This window comes from Thermococcus aegaeus (assembly GCF_055393685.1).
Map to the genome: position 1 here is coordinate 1,427,540 of NZ_AP042464.1, position 18,906 is coordinate 1,446,445.

The following is an 18,906-nucleotide window of genomic DNA, read 5'->3' on the forward strand; positions in this document are numbered from 1 at the left end:
GAAATCCCTCCATATGTTATTAATTGTCCTCTTCCTCTTTTTCAGGCTCGTTGGATTCATCATTTTTTGGGAAGTTATATTCCTCCCAATTTTCTCTCCAATTTTCTGTATAGTTCTCTTCATGTTCTTCTTTCTCTTCTTCATGATCTTCTTCCCATTTTTCCGTGTAGTTTCCTCCATGGTTTTTATCTTTCTCTTCTTCCCATTCATACTCCTTTTTGTACTCGTCATTTTCCTCATACTCTTTATGATTTTCTTTTTCACTCTCCCATTCTCCTCGCTCACAGTACTTCTCATAATGTCCTTCCTCGCCCTGTTCTCTATATTCCTCGCAGTATTTCTCCAAGTACTCCTTGTAAAATTCTTCCCGAACCTCTTTGATCTCGTTTACAATGTCCCTCAGCTCTTCATTGATTTCTTCTATTAGTTCTAGGGCTTCGTCGTATTCTCCTTCTTCTATGAGGTTGTTGACCTCTTCCACAATCTCCCTAAGTTCTTCTTGGTAATCTTTCAGGATATCCCTAATTTCTTCTTCATACCCTGGGGGATATGTAACATTGGAAATCTGTGTCAGGTTTTCAATCATGTTCATGAGTTCAATTGTTCTGTTTAGTTGCACGTTCAGCTTGGAGACAAATACTATTGAGATTTCATCGGCTTTCATTGAGAGCATTTGTGGGATTAAATCTTCTTCAATTGCTTCACTCAGCTTTTCTCTGAGGTCTTCAGCAAGCTTGAGGTCTTCATTGAGTGCGGTAAGATTTCCGTTAGTTATGTCAATCTCAACTTTTTCGTAAGCTTCTGCTGTTTGGTTATATAATTCAAGGAAAAGTGAGACATCTATTCCCAACTGCGATGCCTCATTTAGGATCTCCTCTACATAGGAGAGGTACTCTTGTGCCCTTCTAAGTTCTTGTTGAGCTTCGATTATAAGCTCTTCGTACTCTTCAGTTTCGTTTTTAGTTGTCTCTTCTTCTGGCATTAGTTCTTTAATTATATCTCTATACCCTTCCATGGCTTCCATTGCAAGCTCTATTGCAAGTTGGTAGTTTGAGCTGTTGTAAGCCCCCCATGCGGCTTCTCTGAGAGCCTCCGTTTCATTAAACTCCTGAAGAATTTCGTTGTCTACATTAAGGGTAGCGTTAATCATAACAGTAACATAGTTCGAGAGCTTCTCGATAATAAGCAACAGACCATAAGCTTGCTCCGCCAAGCTCACATTGAGCGTAATATCTACAGTTACATTGCCCATTACTGTTGTTTCATTGTCAATAGAGGCTGTCTCATTTGACATCGTCACGTTGCTTGCCAGCCCTATGCTTCCGAGCAATAAGAGAGCAAAGAGTGATGCACCAATCACTCTTTTTGAGATCATGTTTTCTCACCTCAATTATACGTGGGAGGTCTTTATATTTTAGGGAAACGGTGGAATTTAAAGGTTTCATTGAGTTTCTAGGAGTTTCTTTGAGCGAACAGAATTGTGCCATTTCTGTGAACTTATAGTAGAATTTCTAAATTCGTTGTTTTATAGTTTTAGCTTTATTGTTTTAGCATTAGTGATAGTAAATGAGGGACAAAGTTTATAAATATTTGCACAATTGTTCAAATATGGAGGTGATGAAATGACAGAAATATGCAAAGTATATGAGGAACATATGGATAAGATACTAGAGGTTGAAAAGAAGTTACCAGAGGAGGAATTGATTTTAGACATTGCAGACTTCTTTGATGCTTTGGGGAACCCAACTAGGTTGAAGATACTTTTTGCGCTTCTAGAAGAAGAATTGTGCACATGTGACCTCTCAAATATTACCGGTCTCTCAGTGTCTGCCATTTCACATCAGTTGAGGATCCTAAAGGACAGGAAAATCGTCGCTTACAGAAAAGATGGGAAGAACGTTTTCTACAGGTTGGATGATAAGCACATCAAAGATGTCTTGAAAATTGCATTGAAACATGTGAGGGAGTGAGGTATGCCTAAAAAGCTCAAATTGGAAGGCCTTGATTGCGCAAGCTGTGCTTACGAAATAGAGGAAGCACTGAAAAAAGAAGGCTTTGAGTTTGCTCTGGTCAACTTTGCTACAAAAGAGGCCGTAATAGAGGGGGATATAGAGAAGGCAAAGAGAATAATCAAGAAAGTCGAACCAGACGTGAAGGTAATAGACGCTGAAGAGCACGAGCATGGCCACGAGCACCATCATGATGGAGACGAAGACCCTAAGAAGGCGCTCTACTTCATAACACCCTCGCTCATGTTGTTTGTTATTGGAATCGTCTTGAGATACTACTACGACATGGACAATGCCTTCGTGTTAGGGATCTTTACAATGAGTTATCTTCTTGTCGGATGGAAAGTACTCAGGAACGCTGTGATCAACTCAATACGCGGTAATGTATTTGATGAGAACTTCCTTATTGCGATAGCTACGCTGGGAGCTTTTGCTATTAGGGAATACCCTGAAGCTGTTGGTGTCATGCTGTTCTATGTCGTTGGAGAATTCTTCCAAGATCTGGCGGTAAATAGATCGAGGCGTTCGATTAAGTCCCTCCTTGCCCTGAAGGCCGAGTACGCTAACCTCCTTGTAGGGGATAAAGTTGTTCAAATAAAGCCTGAAAAACTCAAAGTTGGGGACATAATTCTAATCAAGCCGGGTGAGAGAGTTCCAGTTGATGGTATCATTATCCAGGGAACTTCAAACGTTGACACATCCGCCCTGACTGGAGAGAGCGTTCCAAAAACTGTTAGAGAAGGTGATGAGATCCTCTCAGGCATGCTTAACCTGAGTGGTCTCCTAAAAGTAAAGGTGACAAAAGAGCTCAGAGAATCAACGATTACAAGGATTCTTGAGCTCGTGGAAAATGCGAGTGCTAGAAAAGCTAAGACAGAGAGGTTTATTACAAAATTCGCTCGCCGTTATACACCAAGTGTGGTAGCTCTAGCAACATTAGTAGCAGTGATTCCACCACTAGCATTTGGAGAGCCCTTTTCAAAGTGGGTTTATAGGGCTTTGGTTCTGCTAGTTATTTCATGCCCCTGCGCCCTTGTGCTTTCGATTCCCTTAGGGTACTTTGGGGGAATTGGAAGAGCTGCCAAAGAAGGAATCCTTGTTAAAGGGTCAAACTTCCTTGATGCGCTTAGCAGAGCTACAGTAGTTGCTTTTGACAAAACTGGAACCCTAACCAAGGGTGTTTTCAAGGTTACAAAGATAGAAACGAGAAACGGCTTCAGTGAGGATGAAATCTTAAGATTCGCGGCATTAGCAGAGGCTCACTCTAACCACCCAATAGCCAAGGCAATAAAGGAGGCCTATGGAAGAGAAATCGACGAGACTCAAATTAAGGAACATGAGGAGATAGCTGGACATGGGGTCAGAGCGAGGATAGATGACACTGAGGTAATGGTTGGCAATGACAGACTTCTTCATAAATTCAACATCGAGCACGACACATGCCATGTTAAGGGAACAGTAGCCCACATTGTAGTCAATGGCAAATATGCCGGGTATATAATAATCTCAGATGAGATAAAAGAGGACTCGCCGATTGCAGTGAAGGAGCTCAAGCGCCTTGGAGTCAAGAAAGTCATTATGCTCACTGGAGATAACAGGGACGTAGCTGATGAAATCGCCAAACAACTTGGCATCGATGAATTTTACGCAGAGCTTTTACCTGAGGATAAAGTTAAGGTCATTGAGGAGCTTGAGAGAAAGAAAAAGGGCGATGAGAAGATAGTCTTCGTTGGAGATGGCATAAATGACGCTCCAGTGCTTGCCAGAGCTGATGTGGGTGTAGCTATGGGAGCCCTAGGAAGTGATGCGGCAATAGAGACTGCAGATGTAGTCGTAATGGATGACAAGCCTTCAAAGCTTCCTAGGGGAGTAAAAATCGCAAGGAGGACTCAGAGAATAGTGTGGCAGAATATAATACTAGCACTCGGTGTCAAGCTGGCATTCATAAGCCTTGGAATTATTGGGGAGGCAACAATGTGGGAGGCTGTGTTTGCGGATGTAGGCGTTGCCCTTATAGCGGTCTTCAATGCAATGAGGATTCTGAGGTGATGATGTGCTTTACGCATTGGAGTCTTTTTCTTTTCTTAGTCTCCTTTTGTGGTCTGAGACTAAGAAAGCTTACGAAAGAAGAAAACCCTACCGCTTCATGTTTCAGTTGCAATATGGGCGGAATATACGCTCCACTTTGTTCTGATGCCTTAGGTCTCGTTGAGAGGACTTTGGTCAATACAGATAGGTGAAATAGCTGCTCTGGTGCATGTGGTAATTATGGGGGATTGCCGGGCTTGTCATGGTGCTCCTTGCCGGTTTGAGTTTCGCTCAATATAATGTCAGGAATGGATGTGTTCCTTCGATGCTCTCTGCTTCAAGAACCCGAGTGGAAAGGTTATTCCTCCGGATGTCATACGGAAGTTCAGGCTTAGCCTCCGGGGAAAGAGGCTCGTGAGTACCAAAAGCTTAATCAATACCCTCGATATATTTTCAATTTTGGAAGTTTTTTATGTTTCAATTACCGATTTGTAAAGGATAATCTTCATATTATTTCCAGATATACATAACATTGAAGAAAACAAGAGGTGATTCAAATGAACGGGAGAATGAAAGGAAAAATGAAAGGCGGCTGCAAAGGCCATGGAAAGGGTATGAGAGCATGGGTGGAAAACACGCCCGTGAAATGCACGGAATGGGAGAAATGGAGAAAGGGTATACATACACAAAAATGGTCGGGGAGGGGTTCGATGAAACCGTTGCAAAGGTTAGAGAGGAACTAAAAAAAGCAAGTTTTGGAGTTCTCAGCGAGATAAGGGTGGATAAGCTGTTTAAAGAAAAGCTTAACCTGGATATGGAGCCTTATGTCATTCTCGGGGCATGTAACCCAGAGTTCTCCAGTCAACTTGTTGAAATCGATCCAAACAGCGGTTCATTCCTACCTTGCAACATCCTTGTTTATGTTAAAGAAGGGAAAACTCACGTAAGCCTCACGCTCCCAACAATTGCTATGAGTGTAGCCGGGAATGAGGAACTCATTGAAGTCGCTACCAAAGTGGAAGAAATCCTTAGAGATGTTGTGAATAGGGTCTGATTTCCTTTTCAGGAACATTAACCTGGTTAAAATCAGAAATTATTTGGAGGGGTGTGTGATGGAAGAAGATAATGAAGAAAAAATGCATGTCCACCACGGAGCCAGGGGACATGGAGGTCATAATGAAATGGGTCATGACATGCACATAGATCATGAGGCGGAGAGCAGTATGCACACGCATAAGGGCGTGATGGAAGAAAACGCTGGACATGATCATCATATGGAGCACGAACATAAGGGCCACGAAGATCATGGGCACTCACATGCTGAGCATCACAAAATGATGATGGAGGACTTTAAGAGAAGATTTATAGTCTCTGCAATACTCACGATTCCAATACTGATCTTGTCTCCTCTGATTCAGCGGTTCCTTGGGTTTACGTTCACATTCGCCGGCGATCGTTACGTTCTCTTCGGCCTCTCTGCAGTGGTCTACTTCTACGGTGGCTGGCCATTTCTTAATGGTATGGTAGAAGAACTCAAGAAGAGACTACCTGGGATGATGACGTTAATTGCCCTGGCAATTACGGTAGCGTTTTCTTACAGTGTCGCTGTCACCTTTGGGTTGCCTGGAAAAACATTCTATTGGGAGCTTGCCACGCTTATTGACATCATGCTTTTAGGCCACTACATCGAGATGCGTTCTGTTTTAGGCGCTTCAAGAGCCTTAGAAGAGCTGATAAAGCTCATGCCAACTGAGGCTCACTTAATAACCCCAGAGGGAATAAAAGATGTTTCAGTAAGTGAGTTAAAAAAGGGGGATATTGTCCTTGTCAAGCCTGGAGAGAAAGTACCCTCTGACGGGATCATAATTGAGGGAGAGACAAGTGTAAACGAAGCAATGCTCACGGGGGAGTCAAAACCTGTTTATAAGAAGCGCGGCGACAGTGTTATAGGCGGTTCAATAAATCTCGAAGGCGCAATAAAGGTCAGGATAGAGAAGACAGGGAAGGATACTTACCTCATGCAGGTCGTCGAGCTGGTGAGGCAGGCCCAGGAGACGAGATCTAGAACCCAAGATTTAGCGAACAGAGCTGCTTTTTACCTCACGCTCATAGCGATTACAGCGGGTAGTATAACCCTCGGAACGTGGCTTTATATGGGAATGCCCTTTGTCTTTGCCCTTGAACGTATGGTGACGGTGATGGTTATAACTTGTCCGCATGCTCTTGGATTGGCAGTTCCACTTGTTGTTTCAGTCTCCACGTCGATTTCAGCCAAAAAAGGAATTCTTATAAGGAACAGGGAGGCCTTTGAGAGAGCTAAAGACGTCCAAGTGGTGGTATTTGATAAAACTGGAACACTAACAGAGGGCAAATTTGAGGTAACTGATGTAATCCCACTGGAAGACGTTGAAGAATACGAAATTCTAAAATATGCTGCTGCCCTTGAAGCCCACTCAAGCCATCCAATTGCGCAAGGTATAGTTGAGAAGGCAAAGGAGCTCAATCTCGAATCCTACGAAGTCAAGGAATCAAAAGTTCTGCCGGGTAAAGGAGTTCAAGGTATTATTAACGGAAAAGAAGTCTTTGTAGTGAGCCCCAATTTCGTGAAGGAAAATGGCCTTTGGAAAGATGACAAGCGTGTTGATAAGGTTCTTGAGCAAGGTAAGACCGTGGTCTTCTTAATAATAGATGGGAAGCTTGCAGGAGCAATAGCCTTAGCAGATAAGATAAGACCTGAGTCAAGGGAAGCTATAAAGAAGCTCCACGAGATGGGTATTAAGGCATATATGCTTACAGGAGACAACGCCAAAGTTGCAAAGTGGGTGGCGGAAGAGCTTGGTTTAGACGGGTTCTTTGCAGAGGTTTTGCCTCATCAGAAGTCTGAGAAAGTTAAAGAGCTCCAGGAAAACGGGTTCATAGTTGCAATGGTGGGGGATGGCATAAACGATGCTCCGGCTTTGATTCAAGCCGATGTAGGTATAGCTATTGGAGCTGGAACCGATGTGGCAATAGAGAGTGCAGACATAATCCTCGTCAAGAATGACCCAAGGGATGTGATAACGGCAATACACCTTGCGAGGGCAACTTATGGGAAGATGGTGCAGAATTTAGCGTGGGCTACTGGTTACAACACATTTGCTATTCCCCTAGCAGCTGGTACACTTTACAGCTATGGGATATTGCTAAGCCCAGCTGTAGGTGCTTTGTTAATGAGCTTGAGTACAGTTATAGTTGCCATAAATGCAAGGTTTTTGAAGGCTTGAACTTTATTTTTGGAAAATTTTTGATTTGATTATTTCCATTTCGATAGAGATAAACCATATAGTCTTTAGAAAAAGAGTAGGCATTGGTGAAAGAAAAATGATGTTTGAGAACATTGGTGGAGACTTTTTGGTTCATGTTGGAGAAGAATGGGGGTGGCATCATATGATGGGATTTGGCTGGTTTGGATGGTTCGGCATGATTTTCATGCTGTTGTTCTGGGTTCTGATAATAGTCGGGATAATATGGCTTGTCAAGTGGTTGATAGAAAGTACAAGCAGAACGGAAAAAGCCTCGAAGAAGAGGGCACTTGAAATTCTCGATGAAAAATACGCCAGAGGTGAGATAGACGACGAGGAATATGAAAGGAGGAAGAGAAAAATCCTGGAAGGCTGAAGATCTCTCTATTTTTTATTCTTAAGTATCAAAATGAAACCCGTCAGGGACAGCCGCGTGTTGGGTTTCCTTTTATGATATCTATTCTTGTGGATGACAAAACTCTAAGTGTTGAGAGCGTTTACCATACTCTCCACTATGGGATTTTAGGGAAAATGCTGAATATACTTATAGCAGAGCATAATATTAGAAGAAGACTCTTAAAAGCTCACTCAAAGCTAAAAGAAACAGCAGAAAAAAGAAACTACTTGGTCAGGCAAACACGGCTTTATACAAGCCAACTATAATATCGCCAACCTCACAGTAAACATCCATATAGTTGACCTTTGTTAGGTTAAATACTCTCGAACCCATCTCCCTGATTTCCTCCAGCGAGAATCCAAGGTGGGTGTCCTTCAAAGTTTCTTTAAGCTCTTCATGCTCGTGTTTAAGGACATCAACTATCACCACAATTCCCCCATCCTCTAGAACCTCTTTCATGCTTCTTAGCACTTTCTCTGGTTCTAGAAAGTGGTGAAATGCTAAGGTGGATAAAACAACATCAAATTTCTCTGGGGCATTTATATTGTACTGTTTGTTTGCAATATTGACAGATTCCTTAATTTTCTCGGCGACGCCCCATATGGGGATTATGCCCTTGTACTTAAGTCTCTTCAACATGCTTGGAGTTATATCCAACCCATAGACCTCTACATCGACTCCGTTATCTTCAAGCTTCTTTTTGATCCTCTCAGTAAAGAATCCGGAACCGGCCGCAACGTCTAGTATCTTGAGTCCTTTTCTATTCAGCTTCATGATTTCACTGACTATTTCCTCTACTATTGTCTGTATGCACTCTTCTCTAAGATAGTCTCTAACAATATCGTCCCTTTCCGGGGCTTCTTTTTCGAAGTACTCTATCTGATCCATAAGCTCATTTATTGAATTCTCATCAAAGCTGAGCTTTTTTAGAAACTCTCTGACCTCATCAAGAGTCGATATCATTCTCCCACCGCCTGGAACCCTCTCTCAAGATCTTCGATGAGATCCTCGACGTCCTCTATTCCAACTGAGACTCTGATGAGCGAGTCTCTTATCCCCACTCTCTCCCTCTCTTCCTTGGGGACGGAGGCGTGCGTCATGATCGCCGGCAGTTCTATAAGGGACTCCACTCCGCCAAGGCTCTCAGCAAGTGCGAAGATCTCTAAGCTCTCAACGAACTTTATGGCCTTCTCAAGACCCCCTTTAAGCTCAAATGAAAGCATCCCACCGAAGCCGCTCATCTGTCTCTTCGCGAGCTCGTGCTGTGGATGAGACGGCAAACCTGGATAGTAAACGCGCTTAACCAGCGGGTGCCCCTCGAGGTACTTCGCTATTGCCATGGCGTTCTTCTCGTGCCTCTCCATCCTGAGGGAGAGAGTTTTGATGCCCCTCATGACCAGCCAGGAATCGAAGGGCGAAAGAACCGCTCCAACCGCGTTCTGGTGGAACTTGAGCTTTTCATAGAGCTCCTCATCGTTTACCATAACCGCTCCACCGACGACATCCGAGTGTCCGCCGAGGTACTTGGTGACGCTGTGGAGCACTATGTCCGCTCCGAGGTCGAGGGGGTTCTGGAAGTAGGGACTCGCAAAGGTGTTGTCCACTACCACTATGATGCCCTCCTCGTGGGCGATCTCTGCTATCGCCTTTATGTCCGCAAGCTTCAGGAGCGGGTTTGTGGGAGTTTCAAGCCAGATCATCCGCGTGTTTTTCCTTATTGCCTTTCTAACGTTCTCTGGATTTCTCGCATCGACGTAGGTGAACTCAAGTCCGAAGCGCTCCATTATCTGATTGAAGAGCCTCTTCGTGCCGCCGTAGAGGTCGTCGAACGCTATAACGTGGTCCCCTCTCCTTAACAGCGCCAGAAGCACCGTTGACTCGGCTGCAAGCCCGGAGGAGAAGACAAGTCCGTACTTTGCATTCTCAAGCGCTGCTAACTTTCTCTCAAGACTGTCCCTCGTTGGATTGCCGCTCCTCGAGTAGACATAGCCCTCTTCAACCTCCTTTACGCTCTTCTTTGCAAAGGTTGTTGAGAGGTGGATCGGGGATACCACATCGCCGTATTGCATTCTCTCTGGTTCTTCGCCTATGTGAATCGCCTTGGTTGAGAACCTCATCTCAGCACCTCCAGAACCTTTTCATCGTCAATCTCGAAGCCGTTCTTCAGCATCCATTCATCATTGAAGATCTTCGTCAGGTAGTTTCTTCCCGTATCCGGGAATATCACGACGGCCTTCTTGCCCTCAACACCATTTTCTTTGAGGTACTTTATGGTTCCATAGAGAGCTGCCCCCGAAGAGCCTCCTGCTAAAATGCCCTCTTTCCTTGCAAGGAAGCGAGTCATTGCAAACGCCTGCTGGTCATTAACTACCACTATGTCATCAACTAAGTTCAAATCTACAGTATCTGGTAACAGGTCTTCCCCTATTCCCTCGACGAGGTACGGATGAGCCCTCTTTACAGCTTCCTCTAAACTCGTTCCTTTTTTCACAAGGTTGTATATCGAGCCGATAGGGTCAACCCCGATTATCTTGATATCCTTTCTCTCCTTCAGATAGCGCCCAATTCCAGTTATCGTCCCTCCGGTGCCTATGCCAGCGAAGAGATAGTCTACTTCCCCATTGGTCTGCTCCCAAATTTCCCTGGCGGTCGTTTCGTAATGAGCTATTGGGTTGTACTTGTTGAAGTACTGGTTGGGTATATAGGCGTAGGGGGTCTCCTCGACCTTTTCCTCAAGGATGGCCTCCAGCTCTTCCAGTCTTTCCTCCCTAACGAGTCTTTGCACGTATTCGACTATTTCCCTGAGTTCTTCCCTACTAATGGCTCTCTCTTTCTTCCATATGAGGTTTCTTACAGCTTCGGCGACTTTATAATAGGAGTTCGGATCACTTGGAGAAACGGCCGTTGGTGTTCTTATGACGAACGCTCCAAGGGCCTTGAGAAGGAGTTCCTTCTCGATGCTCATCTTATCGGGCATCGTGAAGACCGTCAGGTAGCCCTCATCCGCTGCTACAAGTGCGAGACCTACACCGGTGTTTCCAGAAGTTGGCTCGATTATCACGGCTCCCTCGACGATTTTACCCTCTTTCTTTGCACCCTCAATCATGTATTTCCCGATTCTGTCTTTTATACTTCCTCCAGGGTTAAAGAACTCCACCTTAGCATACAGCTCATTCTTGAGGCCAAAGTACCTCTCTATCTTCCTGAGCCTCACCAGGGGAGTGTTACCTATCGTCTGCACGATGTCATCATAAATACCCATTTTTGTGTAATTTTCCTCCATTCTAACCACCACTTACACATTAGTGAATAAAAGCGCATATATATCTTTCGATTGCGGCAAAGCTGCTTTTTGAAAAATAGGAAACAACTCATGGTTATTTAACGAAATGTTTGAAATAAAAGGTTTTGGACAGAACTGTGAAGTCCATAGGCTTTTTTTGTGTTTTATTTGCTTTTATGGTTTTGTCGCCACTATCAGCCTCACGATATCATAAAAGAGGTTCTCAACTTTTTCTATTTTAAAGCCCGCCCTTTCGATGTTTCTCTGAGTTTCTCTCAGCAGAGAAGTTCCGAGGAGCGTTCTTATGAAGGGCTCCATGAGGTAGAGAGGGACGTTGAGAAGCTTTGATTCGCTTTTCATGTGCTCAAGAAATATTGCCCTTCCTCCGGGTTTTAGGACTCTGTAAGCCTCTTTTAGTCCTTTAATTGGATCCGGAACTGTACAGAAGACGAAAGTGCTAACTATAGTGTCGAAGGTATTATCCTCAAACTCCAAGTTCTGGGCGTCCATGTATAAAAGCTTGACGTTTTCTAACCTGACCTTCCTTCTCCGTTCTTCGGCTTTTTTAAGCATGTTTCTGCTGAAGTCTATGCCAATAACCTCCACATCCTTTGGGTAATATGGGAGGTTCTTTCCCGTTCCTACTCCTATCTCGAGGACTTTGCCTTTAACAAGACTTAGGGCTTTTTTCCTGTATTTTGAAAAAGCCTGTATCTCCATCGGGCTCTCAAACAGATCATAAATCTTTGCAAATCTATCATATTTTTTCGCGGGGTTCACGCTTCTCGCCTGTTAATTATCTTTGCAAACTTCCAATTAAGATTATCCTTCCATTCTGGTAAAGGAACAACTTTTTGCTTGCCATGTTGGGAATGATAAGCCTATTAATATTGTGTTCACTTAGTAGTAAGTAGAAAAAGAAACAGGAGGATGATAAGATGGAATGGAAGTCGCTATTAATCGGATTCATAATTGGGGCGCTCATAGCAATCCCGTACGGCCTAGCCCACAGTGGCGGGTTTGACATAGGAGAGAAGACCGGTTCGCACTGGGGCTTTGGCCCAATGGGCGGCCATAGAATGGGCATGGGAATGATGGGCTACGGCATGCACGGCATGATGGACGAACACGAGGAGATGGAGGAGTACATGACCGATGGGAACTTCACCGAGCTCCATGAAGAAATGGAAGCGGAGATGGAAGAGCACATGGGTGTTAACTGGAAAGAAATGAAGGAAATGCACGAGGCATGTGAGAAGTATATGGGTTTTGAAGAAGAGGAAGAAGAGAACCCATGACTTGCCTATCTTTTATTCATATTTTGAGGGATTGGTGCTGTGAAAGGACTTTTTATGCTAATGTTCTCAGTGTCATTCCATAAAATTTGGCAACTTGTTGCATAAGAGGTGCCACAAAATGAAAAAGACCATCTTGATATTATTTTGGCTGTTAAGCATGAACGGAAGAGTTCTAGCCGAGCCCATAAACGAATTTACGGGATTGACGACCCTTTCCGTAATAGCACTTGGAATTCTGAATGCATTAAGGCCCTCTATTTTCCTGATGATTGTGTTTCTCCTCTCGATGATAGCCCTGATCGACAAAAATAAGGTTCTCAAAGTTGGACTTTCGTTTACTGCGGGAGCTTTTCTGGGATATACCATAATAGCCTCCGTCTTGATGAACCTCCACGGAAAATTTATGGGTCTAAGGTACTTTGTTGTGGCATTTGGTATCTTAGTGGGGGCCTACAAAATAGCATCATCTCTGGGATATGTAAAAATATCCCCAAGCAACCCCCTGAGGGAGAAAAGCAACAGAATTCTTGAGAGGGCCACATCACCACCGAGTGCTTTTTTAGTGGGTGGCATACTGTCTTTTCTCTCTCTTTCGTGTGTTCTTCCCTCGTATTTGCTTGTAACCTCTTTGTTATCTGATGGATTCTCCTTAGGCACTAGGGCAGTACTCTTGGGAGTGTTCATTGGGATTTCAGTGCTTCCCTTGGCATTAGTTACGTTGGGGTTCCACTATGGAAGCAGATATGCAAAGCTCGGCGAAGCTGTCAACAAACTCTCAAAAATGAGTGGAAGAGGGGACTTAGCCATGGGTATGGTGCTCGTGTTCGTGAGCATCCTCTACCTTCTGCTCCTTGGATAGTTTAACTTTCTCCAAATTTTCCCTTGCCTTCTTGAACTCCCGGAGGCAGGTCGGACAGCAGAAGAAGTAGACCCTGTTGCGGTACTTGTAGACTATCGGCTCCTCCACGATTTCTTTTCCACAGTAATCGCACTTGAAGGGCACCTTTATTTTCGGTTTGAGTCTTTTTTCTCTGCTCTCAAGGATTGGCATTATTTCGAGGACTTCAACGCCCGTCCCCTCGATGACCCGCTTGAGATCTTCCATAGCATTGACAGCGACTTTTATGAGGTACTTCGTGCTTGTGAAGCGATTTATCTCGATTATCTCCTCGAATTCATCCATCTTTTCTGGCTTTTCTGTTCTAACAACAAGGGCGATCACGTTATGAGCTCTTTGAAGTTCTGGATTTAGTTTTATGGTGTAGCCTTCTATTATTCCATCCTTTTCGAGCTTTTCAAGCCTTGTTCTAACTGTGGGTCTGCTAACTCCAAGCCTATCAGCCAGCTCGGATATGCTGAGCCTTGCGTTGTCCATTAGGAGGTATATGAGTTTGAGGTCAAGGTCGTCCAGCCTGTTCATCATTACCCCCTCACTTGAAGAAGTTGGTTACCAAAATATAAAAGACATTCGGTTGGACTTTACATTTTGGTATGAATAATGCCCATAAGTTTCATCACGAAGTAAATAATGGTGGTGAGTGTGAGGATAACTCTTAAAGTTAACGGCATGACCTGTGCCATGTGTGTTAAAACCATAGAAATGGCCTTGGCTGAATTAGATGGTGTGAGAACTGCAAAGGCAAACCTGAACAGTGAGACGGTTTTCGTTGATTTTGATGAGTCAAAGGTTAGCTTGAATCAGATCATCAGGGCTATAGAAGAAGTGGGATATGAGGTAATAAGGGAGCGCAGGAATGCAGTGATCAAAATCGGCGGCATGACCTGTGCGATGTGTGTTAAGACCGTTGAAAATGCGATAAAGGAGCTCCCTGGGGTCATGGAGGTGAGCGTTAATCTTGCAACTGAGAGCGCAAGGGTCTCTTACAATCCTTCGCTCGTTGATATTGATGACATTAAGAAGGCCGTTGAGAGCGTGGGGTACGAGTTTTTGGGCGTGGAGGGTGAAGAGAGCCACGACATCGAAAGGGAAGTGAGGGAAAAGCATATAAGGGAGATGAAACGCAACCTCATAGTGGCCTGGAGTGTCGGAATACCCCTCTTTCTCTCCATGCAGCTGAAGAGGTTTGGAATTTATGTTGAAAACCTGATCTACATCCATTTCCTCCTCGCGACGGTGGCAATAGCCTACGCCGGCAGGGGAATCTTCAGGAAGGCCTACTCCTCGCTCAAGCACAAGACCCTCAACATGGAGGTGATGTACGCTTTAGGTATCGGCTCGGCCTACCTGACGAGCGTCCTAGCGACATTTGGGGTAATCCCGAGGGAGTTCAACTTTTTTGAGGCTAGCGTCCTCCTTATGGCGTTCCTCCTGCTCGGACGCTACCTTGAGGCAAGGGCAAAGGGGAGGACTAGTGAGGCAATAAAGAAGCTCATGGGGCTCCAGGCGAAGAAGGCAACCGTCCTGAGGGAAGGGAAGGAGATCGAAGTCCCGATAAGCGAGGTCAAGGCCGGGGACGTGGTAATCGTAAAGCCCGGTGAAAGGATTCCCATCGATGGGGTTGTCATCGAGGGAGAAAGCTACGTAGACGAGTCAATGATAACCGGTGAGCCCATCCCAAGCCTGAAGCGGGCGGGAGACAAGGTCATCGGAGGGACTATAAACAAGAACTCCGTCCTCAAGATTAGAGCGGAAAAAGTTGGAAGGGATACACTCCTCGCTCAGATAATAAAACTAGTTGAAGAAGCCCAAAACACGAAGCCTCCAGTGCAGAGGCTGGCTGACACTGTGGTTGCTTATTTCATCCCCACTGTCCTCGCAGTATCTCTGCTCTCCTTCGCCTACTGGTATTTCATAGCCGATAGACCATTGGTGTTTGCCTTTACCACTCTACTCAGCGTTCTCGTCATAGCCTGTCCGTGTGCCTTTGGTTTAGCAACTCCAACAGCTTTAACGGTAGGCATTGGGAAGGGGGCCGAGCTTGGAATATTAATCAAGAACGGTGAGGCATTGGAGATAGCTAGAAAAGCAACCATAGTTCTCTTTGATAAGACCGGGACGCTCACGAAGGGGAAGCCCGAGGTCACGGACGTGATAGCCTTCGGCATGGACGAAAGGGAGCTCCTGAAACTGGTGGCCTCGGCGGAGAAGCGCTCGGAGCACCCGCTTGGAGAGGCCATAGTGAGGAAGGCCGAGGAGCTGGGGATAGAGGCGGAAGAGCCGGAGGAGTTTGAGGCGATCACCGGAAAAGGCGTCAGGGCCAGAGTCCGCGGAAGAGAGGTTTTGGCAGGGAACAGGAGGCTCTTCGCGGAAAGCGGCCGCTCAATAGAGGGCATCGAGGAAGTCCTTCACAGGCTGGAAAACGAGGCAAAGACGGCGATAATAGTGGCGGTGGACGGCAGAACGGCCGGCGTGATTGGGGTTGCTGACACGATAAAGGAGGGCGCCAAGGAGGCCATTGAGGAGCTGCACAGGATGGGCAAGAAGGTCGGCATGATAACCGGCGACAACAGGAGGACTGCTGAAGCGATTGGAAAAGCCCTCGGCGTGGACTACATCTTAGCGGAGGTGCTTCCGGGCGATAAGGCCAGCGAGGTAAAGAAGCTCCAGGAGAAGGGAGAAACCGTCATCTTCGTGGGGGACGGGATTAACGACGCCCCAGCCCTAGCTCAGGCAGATGTGGGAATAGCAGTTGGAAACGCCACGGACATAGCGATGGAGAGCGGCGACATAGTGCTTGTGAGAAACGACCCGAGGGACGTCGTGAGGGCCATAAAGCTCAGCCAGAAGACGCTTTCAAAGATAAAGCAGAACATATTCTGGGCAATGTTCTACAACACAATACTGATACCCTTCGCGGCCGGGCTGGCCTACGTGCTCTTCGGCGTCCAGTTCCGGCCCGAGTGGGCCGCCGGGGCCATGAGCCTTAGCAGTGTCAGCGTGGTCACGAACTCACTCATGCTCAAGCGCGTTAAAATCTGACAATCCTTTTACCCTTTGAAGGCAAAATAATGGTGGTGTTGGTATGATACTCGAATACGATGGAAAGGTTGATCTTAGCAGGGGGAAGATTGTGCTCTGGTTTTCCATTCCAGGTTGCCCCCCGTGCAGACTGGTTGAGAACTTCATTGAAGAGCTTGCTGACGAATTCAATGACATTCGGATTATCCATGTGAATGCAGAAAAATGGGGGGAACTTGTGGAGCAGTTCGGCATTCTGAACGTCCCCACGCTCGTTTACCTCAAGGACGGACGGGAAGTCGGAAGGCAGAACCTCATAAGAACTAAGGACGAGCTCCTCCTCAAATTTGAAGAGCTTCACAAAATTTAGCTTCAAAGATATTTGAAGCTGTCAAAATTCTTTTAAATTTTTAAACGGAGCGTATTCTAGGTGAAAAACTATGAAAAGTCTGAAAGCGTTTTTCGGAATTTTGGTTTTGGCGATAGTTTTTGTGGGAGGGTACGTGATTAACAACGCTAATGAGGAAAAATACATTACTCTAGAAGCCACTTTCAGAATGGGAGGAGCGGTTTACAAAGGCTATGAATTTGAAGGAAATACACTCGTCTTTAAGTTCGATCGGAGTGGGGACTTCTTTACACAGGCAATAGAGACAAAGGAGTTCACAACAGATAAAAAGCTTTCTCCGGAAAAGGTGATCATGGAGATAAACACCAACGGCAAAATAAAAAGGTACGATGCGAGATTGGTTGAAGAGAGGGGCGGTGCAGTTGTTTACGAGGCAAGCGAGCTTTAGTCCTCTGGAACTCCAACTGGGAATATGTAGAGGGGCTCTCCTGGGACATCAAGCACTTTTTTAACTTCTTCATCTATAAAAGCTCCTACAGCAACTGTCCCCAGCTTCAAAGCGGTAACCTGCAGATAAATATTCTGCCCAATGTGTCCGGCGTCTATGTGCACATACCTATACCCTCTCTCCCCGTATCTTCTTGTCGTCCTTTCGTAGTGCGCCACTATGATGATGTTTATCGGAGCTGTTTCTACGTGCCTTTGATTGAGGCATGCTCTAGCGAGGGGTTTGCTTAAGTCCCCTTCGCGGATCAATTCCAGAGTATGGGCTTTGCCATCGTAGTGGTAAAGTCCCGGTTTAAGCCCTTCGACATTTGAGACTACTACATAAACTTCAAATGGATAGCAAGCACCTGCGCTTGGAGAAGTTCTTTTACCCCAGGCATTTATTCCATACGCGGCCCAGAGTATCTGGGAGACTTCTTCAAGGGTTAATGGCTCATCTTTGTATCTTCTTATGCTCTTTCTCAGGTTTATCGCTTCCTCAACGCTCATCTCACCTTTAAGCCTTGGGACGGGAAGTTCAACCTTCATGGCGCATCCCAGAATTGATGAAGGTATCTTCATTGATTAAGGTTTTGGTATCAAAAGCTAAAAGCAGAGAAAAAAAACCGCTACTCCTCTGCAAGTACCAGTGCTGAACTTCCAGACTCGAATTTAGCTGTGAACAAGCCTCTCGTCTTGTTGGCTATCCATACTAAGCTTAACATTATTGGCACTTCCTCCAAAACGCCAACAACCGTGGCCAAGGCCGCTCCGCTTTCAAGGCCAAAGAGGGCTATTGCAACTGCCACGGCTAGCTCAAAGAAGTTGCTTGCTCCTATGAATGATGCTGGAGCTGCAACCTTGTGTGGAAGCTTCCAGAGCCACGCCCACCCGTAGGCTATCGCAAAGATGAAGTACGTCTGTATCGTCAGTGGGATTGCTATGAGGGCTATGTGAAGTGGGTTTTCTAGGATTATGCTCCCCTGGAAGGAGAAGAGGAGTATCAGCGTCAGCAGGAGCCCCACGATGGAGACGGTGCTCAGCTTCGGCAGGAACACCCTTTCAAACCACTCCGGTCCCTTCCTTGTGAGGATGTATCTCCTTGAGACGTAGCCTGCCGTTAGCGGAATGACCACGAAGAGCACCACCGAGAGGAGGAGCGTGTCGTAAGGGACGGGAACCTCGTTGAGGCCCATTAGGAAGCCGACTATTGGAGCGAAGGCGAGGAGAATTATGAGGTCATTTGTTGCAACCTGCACGAGCGTGTAGAGCGGATCTCCATCTGCAAGATAGCTCCATACGAAGACCATTGCCGTGCAGGGAGCAGCACCGAGGAGTATTGCCCCAGCTATGTATTCTTTGGCAAGTGAGGGCTCGATCAGGCCGAGCTTGATGGAGAAGAGCGTCCCTATGAAGAAGGAGCTTATGAGGAACATGCTGAAAGGCTTTATCAGCCAGTTGGTCACCCACGTGACTGTGAGCCCCTTGAGCATCTGTCCCCTGTGAACCCTCTTTATTGCGGAGAAGTCCACCTTGACCATCATGGGGTAGATCATCGCCCATATCAGGACTGCTATGGGCATGTTGACGTTCGCTACCGTGAGCTTTGAGAGTGCTCTTGGCACTGCCGGGGCGACCTTGCCGAGAACTATGCCCGCCATTATACAGAAAGCCACCCAGAGTGAGAGGTACTTTTCAAAGAAGCTTAACCCTTTTTTCTCGCCCATTTCCCGCACCCATTTGAGTTGAAGGAGTTTTCAAATAAAAGTCTTTTTAAAACCAAAGGTGAAAGTTCAAATGATATTTGTTTCATTTATGTTGATCTCTATAGATTATTGCGGAAAGATATTTAAAAT

18 protein-coding genes are annotated in these 18,906 nt (G+C 45.6%); 10 read left to right on the forward strand and 8 right to left on the reverse strand.

Going from position 1 to position 18,906, the window contains the following annotated elements:
* Positions 1-19: 19 nt before the first annotated feature.
* Positions 20-1,375, reverse strand: coding sequence for a hypothetical protein (locus tag ACZ5NL_RS07690; RefSeq protein WP_464841720.1), 1,356 nt, complete (start codon positions 1,373-1,375; stop codon positions 20-22).
* A 247-nt stretch (positions 1,376-1,622) separates the two neighbouring features.
* Between ACZ5NL_RS07690 and ACZ5NL_RS07695 the strand changes: the two genes are divergently transcribed.
* The 5 genes from ACZ5NL_RS07695 (at position 1,623) to ACZ5NL_RS07715 (ending at position 7,694) form a co-directional block, all read left to right on the forward strand.
* Positions 1,623-1,970, forward strand: coding sequence for an ArsR/SmtB family transcription factor (locus ACZ5NL_RS07695; protein WP_004068000.1), 348 nt, complete (start codon positions 1,623-1,625; stop codon positions 1,968-1,970).
* 3 nt (positions 1,971-1,973) lie between these two features.
* On the forward strand, positions 1,974-4,058 hold the full coding sequence (locus ACZ5NL_RS07700) for a heavy metal translocating P-type ATPase (protein ID WP_004068001.1): 2,085 nt from the start codon (positions 1,974-1,976) through the stop codon (positions 4,056-4,058).
* Positions 4,059-4,659: 601 nt separating this feature from the next.
* Positions 4,660-5,091, forward strand: a complete 432-nt coding sequence (locus tag ACZ5NL_RS07705; protein ID WP_238565046.1) for a DUF302 domain-containing protein — start codon at positions 4,660-4,662, stop codon at positions 5,089-5,091.
* Positions 5,092-5,149: 58 nt separating this feature from the next.
* Positions 5,150-7,300, forward strand: coding sequence for a heavy metal translocating P-type ATPase (locus ACZ5NL_RS07710; RefSeq protein ID WP_464841723.1), 2,151 nt, complete (start codon positions 5,150-5,152; stop codon positions 7,298-7,300).
* Between the two features lie 97 nt (positions 7,301-7,397).
* The gene (locus ACZ5NL_RS07715; RefSeq protein WP_004068003.1) at positions 7,398-7,694 is read left to right on the forward strand and encodes an SHOCT domain-containing protein; all 297 of its coding nucleotides are present in this window, start codon (positions 7,398-7,400) and stop codon (positions 7,692-7,694) included.
* A gap of 252 nt (positions 7,695-7,946) precedes the next feature.
* Here the strand turns inward: ACZ5NL_RS07715 and ACZ5NL_RS07720 are convergent, their stop codons facing one another.
* The 4 genes from ACZ5NL_RS07720 to ACZ5NL_RS07735 form a co-directional block, all read right to left on the reverse strand.
* Positions 7,947-8,678, reverse strand: coding sequence for a class I SAM-dependent methyltransferase (locus ACZ5NL_RS07720; protein ID WP_004068004.1), 732 nt, complete (start codon positions 8,676-8,678; stop codon positions 7,947-7,949).
* Positions 8,675-9,832: a cystathionine gamma-synthase gene (locus tag ACZ5NL_RS07725; protein ID WP_464841725.1), complete on the reverse strand. Its 1,158-nt coding sequence runs from the start codon at positions 9,830-9,832 to the stop codon at positions 8,675-8,677. The genes ACZ5NL_RS07720 and ACZ5NL_RS07725 overlap by 4 nt, the downstream gene beginning before the upstream one ends.
* On the reverse strand, positions 9,829-10,998 hold the full coding sequence (locus tag ACZ5NL_RS07730; protein WP_464843396.1) for a PLP-dependent cysteine synthase family protein: 1,170 nt from the start codon (positions 10,996-10,998) through the stop codon (positions 9,829-9,831). The genes ACZ5NL_RS07725 and ACZ5NL_RS07730 overlap by 4 nt, the downstream gene beginning before the upstream one ends.
* A 174-nt stretch (positions 10,999-11,172) precedes the next feature.
* Positions 11,173-11,718 (reverse strand): class I SAM-dependent methyltransferase, encoded by a 546-nt coding sequence (locus tag ACZ5NL_RS07735; protein WP_464843397.1) that lies wholly within the window; start codon positions 11,716-11,718, stop codon positions 11,173-11,175.
* Between the two features lie 218 nt (positions 11,719-11,936).
* On the opposite strand from ACZ5NL_RS07735, the gene ACZ5NL_RS07740 reads away from it, so the two are divergent.
* Positions 11,937-12,296 (forward strand): hypothetical protein, encoded by a 360-nt coding sequence (locus tag ACZ5NL_RS07740; protein ID WP_463280512.1) that lies wholly within the window; start codon positions 11,937-11,939, stop codon positions 12,294-12,296.
* 118 nt (positions 12,297-12,414) lie between these two features.
* Positions 12,415-13,155: a cytochrome C biogenesis protein gene (locus tag ACZ5NL_RS07745; RefSeq protein WP_463280511.1), complete on the forward strand. Its 741-nt coding sequence runs from the start codon at positions 12,415-12,417 to the stop codon at positions 13,153-13,155.
* Here ACZ5NL_RS07745 and ACZ5NL_RS07750 read toward each other — a convergent pair.
* Positions 13,096-13,716: a TRASH domain-containing protein gene (locus tag ACZ5NL_RS07750; protein ID WP_464841727.1), complete on the reverse strand. Its 621-nt coding sequence runs from the start codon at positions 13,714-13,716 to the stop codon at positions 13,096-13,098. The genes ACZ5NL_RS07745 and ACZ5NL_RS07750 overlap by 60 nt on opposite strands.
* A 120-nt stretch (positions 13,717-13,836) precedes the next feature.
* Here ACZ5NL_RS07750 and ACZ5NL_RS07755 point away from each other — a divergent pair, with 120 nt between their 5' ends.
* From ACZ5NL_RS07755 to ACZ5NL_RS07765, 3 genes are all read left to right on the forward strand, one after another.
* The gene (locus ACZ5NL_RS07755) at positions 13,837-16,236 is read left to right on the forward strand and encodes a heavy metal translocating P-type ATPase (RefSeq protein ID WP_464841728.1); all 2,400 of its coding nucleotides are present in this window, start codon (positions 13,837-13,839) and stop codon (positions 16,234-16,236) included.
* 43 nt (positions 16,237-16,279) lie between these two features.
* Positions 16,280-16,585 carry a thioredoxin family protein gene (locus ACZ5NL_RS07760; RefSeq protein ID WP_464841729.1) on the forward strand — a complete coding sequence of 102 codons (306 nt, stop codon included), beginning with the start codon at positions 16,280-16,282 and terminating at the stop codon, positions 16,583-16,585.
* Between the two features lie 70 nt (positions 16,586-16,655).
* Entirely contained in the window at positions 16,656-17,012 is a 357-nt protein-coding gene (locus ACZ5NL_RS07765; protein ID WP_464841730.1) for a hypothetical protein, read from the forward strand.
* Here the strand turns inward: ACZ5NL_RS07765 and ACZ5NL_RS07770 are convergent.
* Both ACZ5NL_RS07770 and arsB read right to left on the reverse strand, forming a co-directional pair.
* Entirely contained in the window at positions 17,009-17,599 is a 591-nt protein-coding gene (locus tag ACZ5NL_RS07770) for a SagB/ThcOx family dehydrogenase (RefSeq protein WP_464841731.1), read from the reverse strand. The genes ACZ5NL_RS07765 and ACZ5NL_RS07770 overlap by 4 nt on opposite strands.
* Before the next feature lie 80 nt (positions 17,600-17,679).
* Entirely contained in the window at positions 17,680-18,777 is a 1,098-nt protein-coding gene (gene arsB, locus ACZ5NL_RS07775; protein ID WP_464841732.1) for an ACR3 family arsenite efflux transporter, read from the reverse strand.
* Positions 18,778-18,906 lie beyond the last annotated feature (129 nt).

Excerpts from the sequence above, each read along its gene's own strand:
- ACZ5NL_RS07730 (WP_464843396.1), bottom strand. The coding sequence starts at position 10,998 with ATGGAGGAAAATTACACAAAAATGGGTATTTATGATGACATCGTGCAG.
- ACZ5NL_RS07725 (WP_464841725.1), bottom strand. The coding sequence starts at position 9,832 with ATGAGGTTCTCAACCAAGGCGATTCACATAGGCGAAGAACCAGAGAGA.
- ACZ5NL_RS07710 (WP_464841723.1), top strand. The coding sequence starts at position 5,150 with ATGGAAGAAGATAATGAAGAAAAAATGCATGTCCACCACGGAGCCAGG.
- ACZ5NL_RS07760 (WP_464841729.1), top strand. The coding sequence starts at position 16,280 with ATGATACTCGAATACGATGGAAAGGTTGATCTTAGCAGGGGGAAGATT.
- ACZ5NL_RS07705 (WP_238565046.1), top strand. The coding sequence starts at position 4,660 with ATGGGTGGAAAACACGCCCGTGAAATGCACGGAATGGGAGAAATGGAG.
- ACZ5NL_RS07765 (WP_464841730.1), top strand. The coding sequence starts at position 16,656 with ATGAAAAGTCTGAAAGCGTTTTTCGGAATTTTGGTTTTGGCGATAGTT.
- ACZ5NL_RS07750 (WP_464841727.1), bottom strand. The coding sequence starts at position 13,716 with ATGAACAGGCTGGACGACCTTGACCTCAAACTCATATACCTCCTAATG.
- ACZ5NL_RS07745 (WP_463280511.1), top strand. The coding sequence starts at position 12,415 with ATGAAAAAGACCATCTTGATATTATTTTGGCTGTTAAGCATGAACGGA.
- ACZ5NL_RS07700 (WP_004068001.1), top strand. The coding sequence starts at position 1,974 with ATGCCTAAAAAGCTCAAATTGGAAGGCCTTGATTGCGCAAGCTGTGCT.
- ACZ5NL_RS07770 (WP_464841731.1), bottom strand. The coding sequence starts at position 17,599 with ATGAAGGTTGAACTTCCCGTCCCAAGGCTTAAAGGTGAGATGAGCGTT.
- ACZ5NL_RS07690 (WP_464841720.1), bottom strand. The coding sequence starts at position 1,375 with ATGATCTCAAAAAGAGTGATTGGTGCATCACTCTTTGCTCTCTTATTG.
- ACZ5NL_RS07720 (WP_004068004.1), bottom strand. The coding sequence starts at position 8,678 with ATGATATCGACTCTTGATGAGGTCAGAGAGTTTCTAAAAAAGCTCAGC.
- ACZ5NL_RS07715 (WP_004068003.1), top strand. The coding sequence starts at position 7,398 with ATGATGTTTGAGAACATTGGTGGAGACTTTTTGGTTCATGTTGGAGAA.
- ACZ5NL_RS07740 (WP_463280512.1), top strand. The coding sequence starts at position 11,937 with ATGGAATGGAAGTCGCTATTAATCGGATTCATAATTGGGGCGCTCATA.
- ACZ5NL_RS07735 (WP_464843397.1), bottom strand. The coding sequence starts at position 11,718 with ATGGAGATACAGGCTTTTTCAAAATACAGGAAAAAAGCCCTAAGTCTT.
- ACZ5NL_RS07695 (WP_004068000.1), top strand. The coding sequence starts at position 1,623 with ATGACAGAAATATGCAAAGTATATGAGGAACATATGGATAAGATACTA.
- arsB (WP_464841732.1), bottom strand. The coding sequence starts at position 18,777 with ATGGGCGAGAAAAAAGGGTTAAGCTTCTTTGAAAAGTACCTCTCACTC.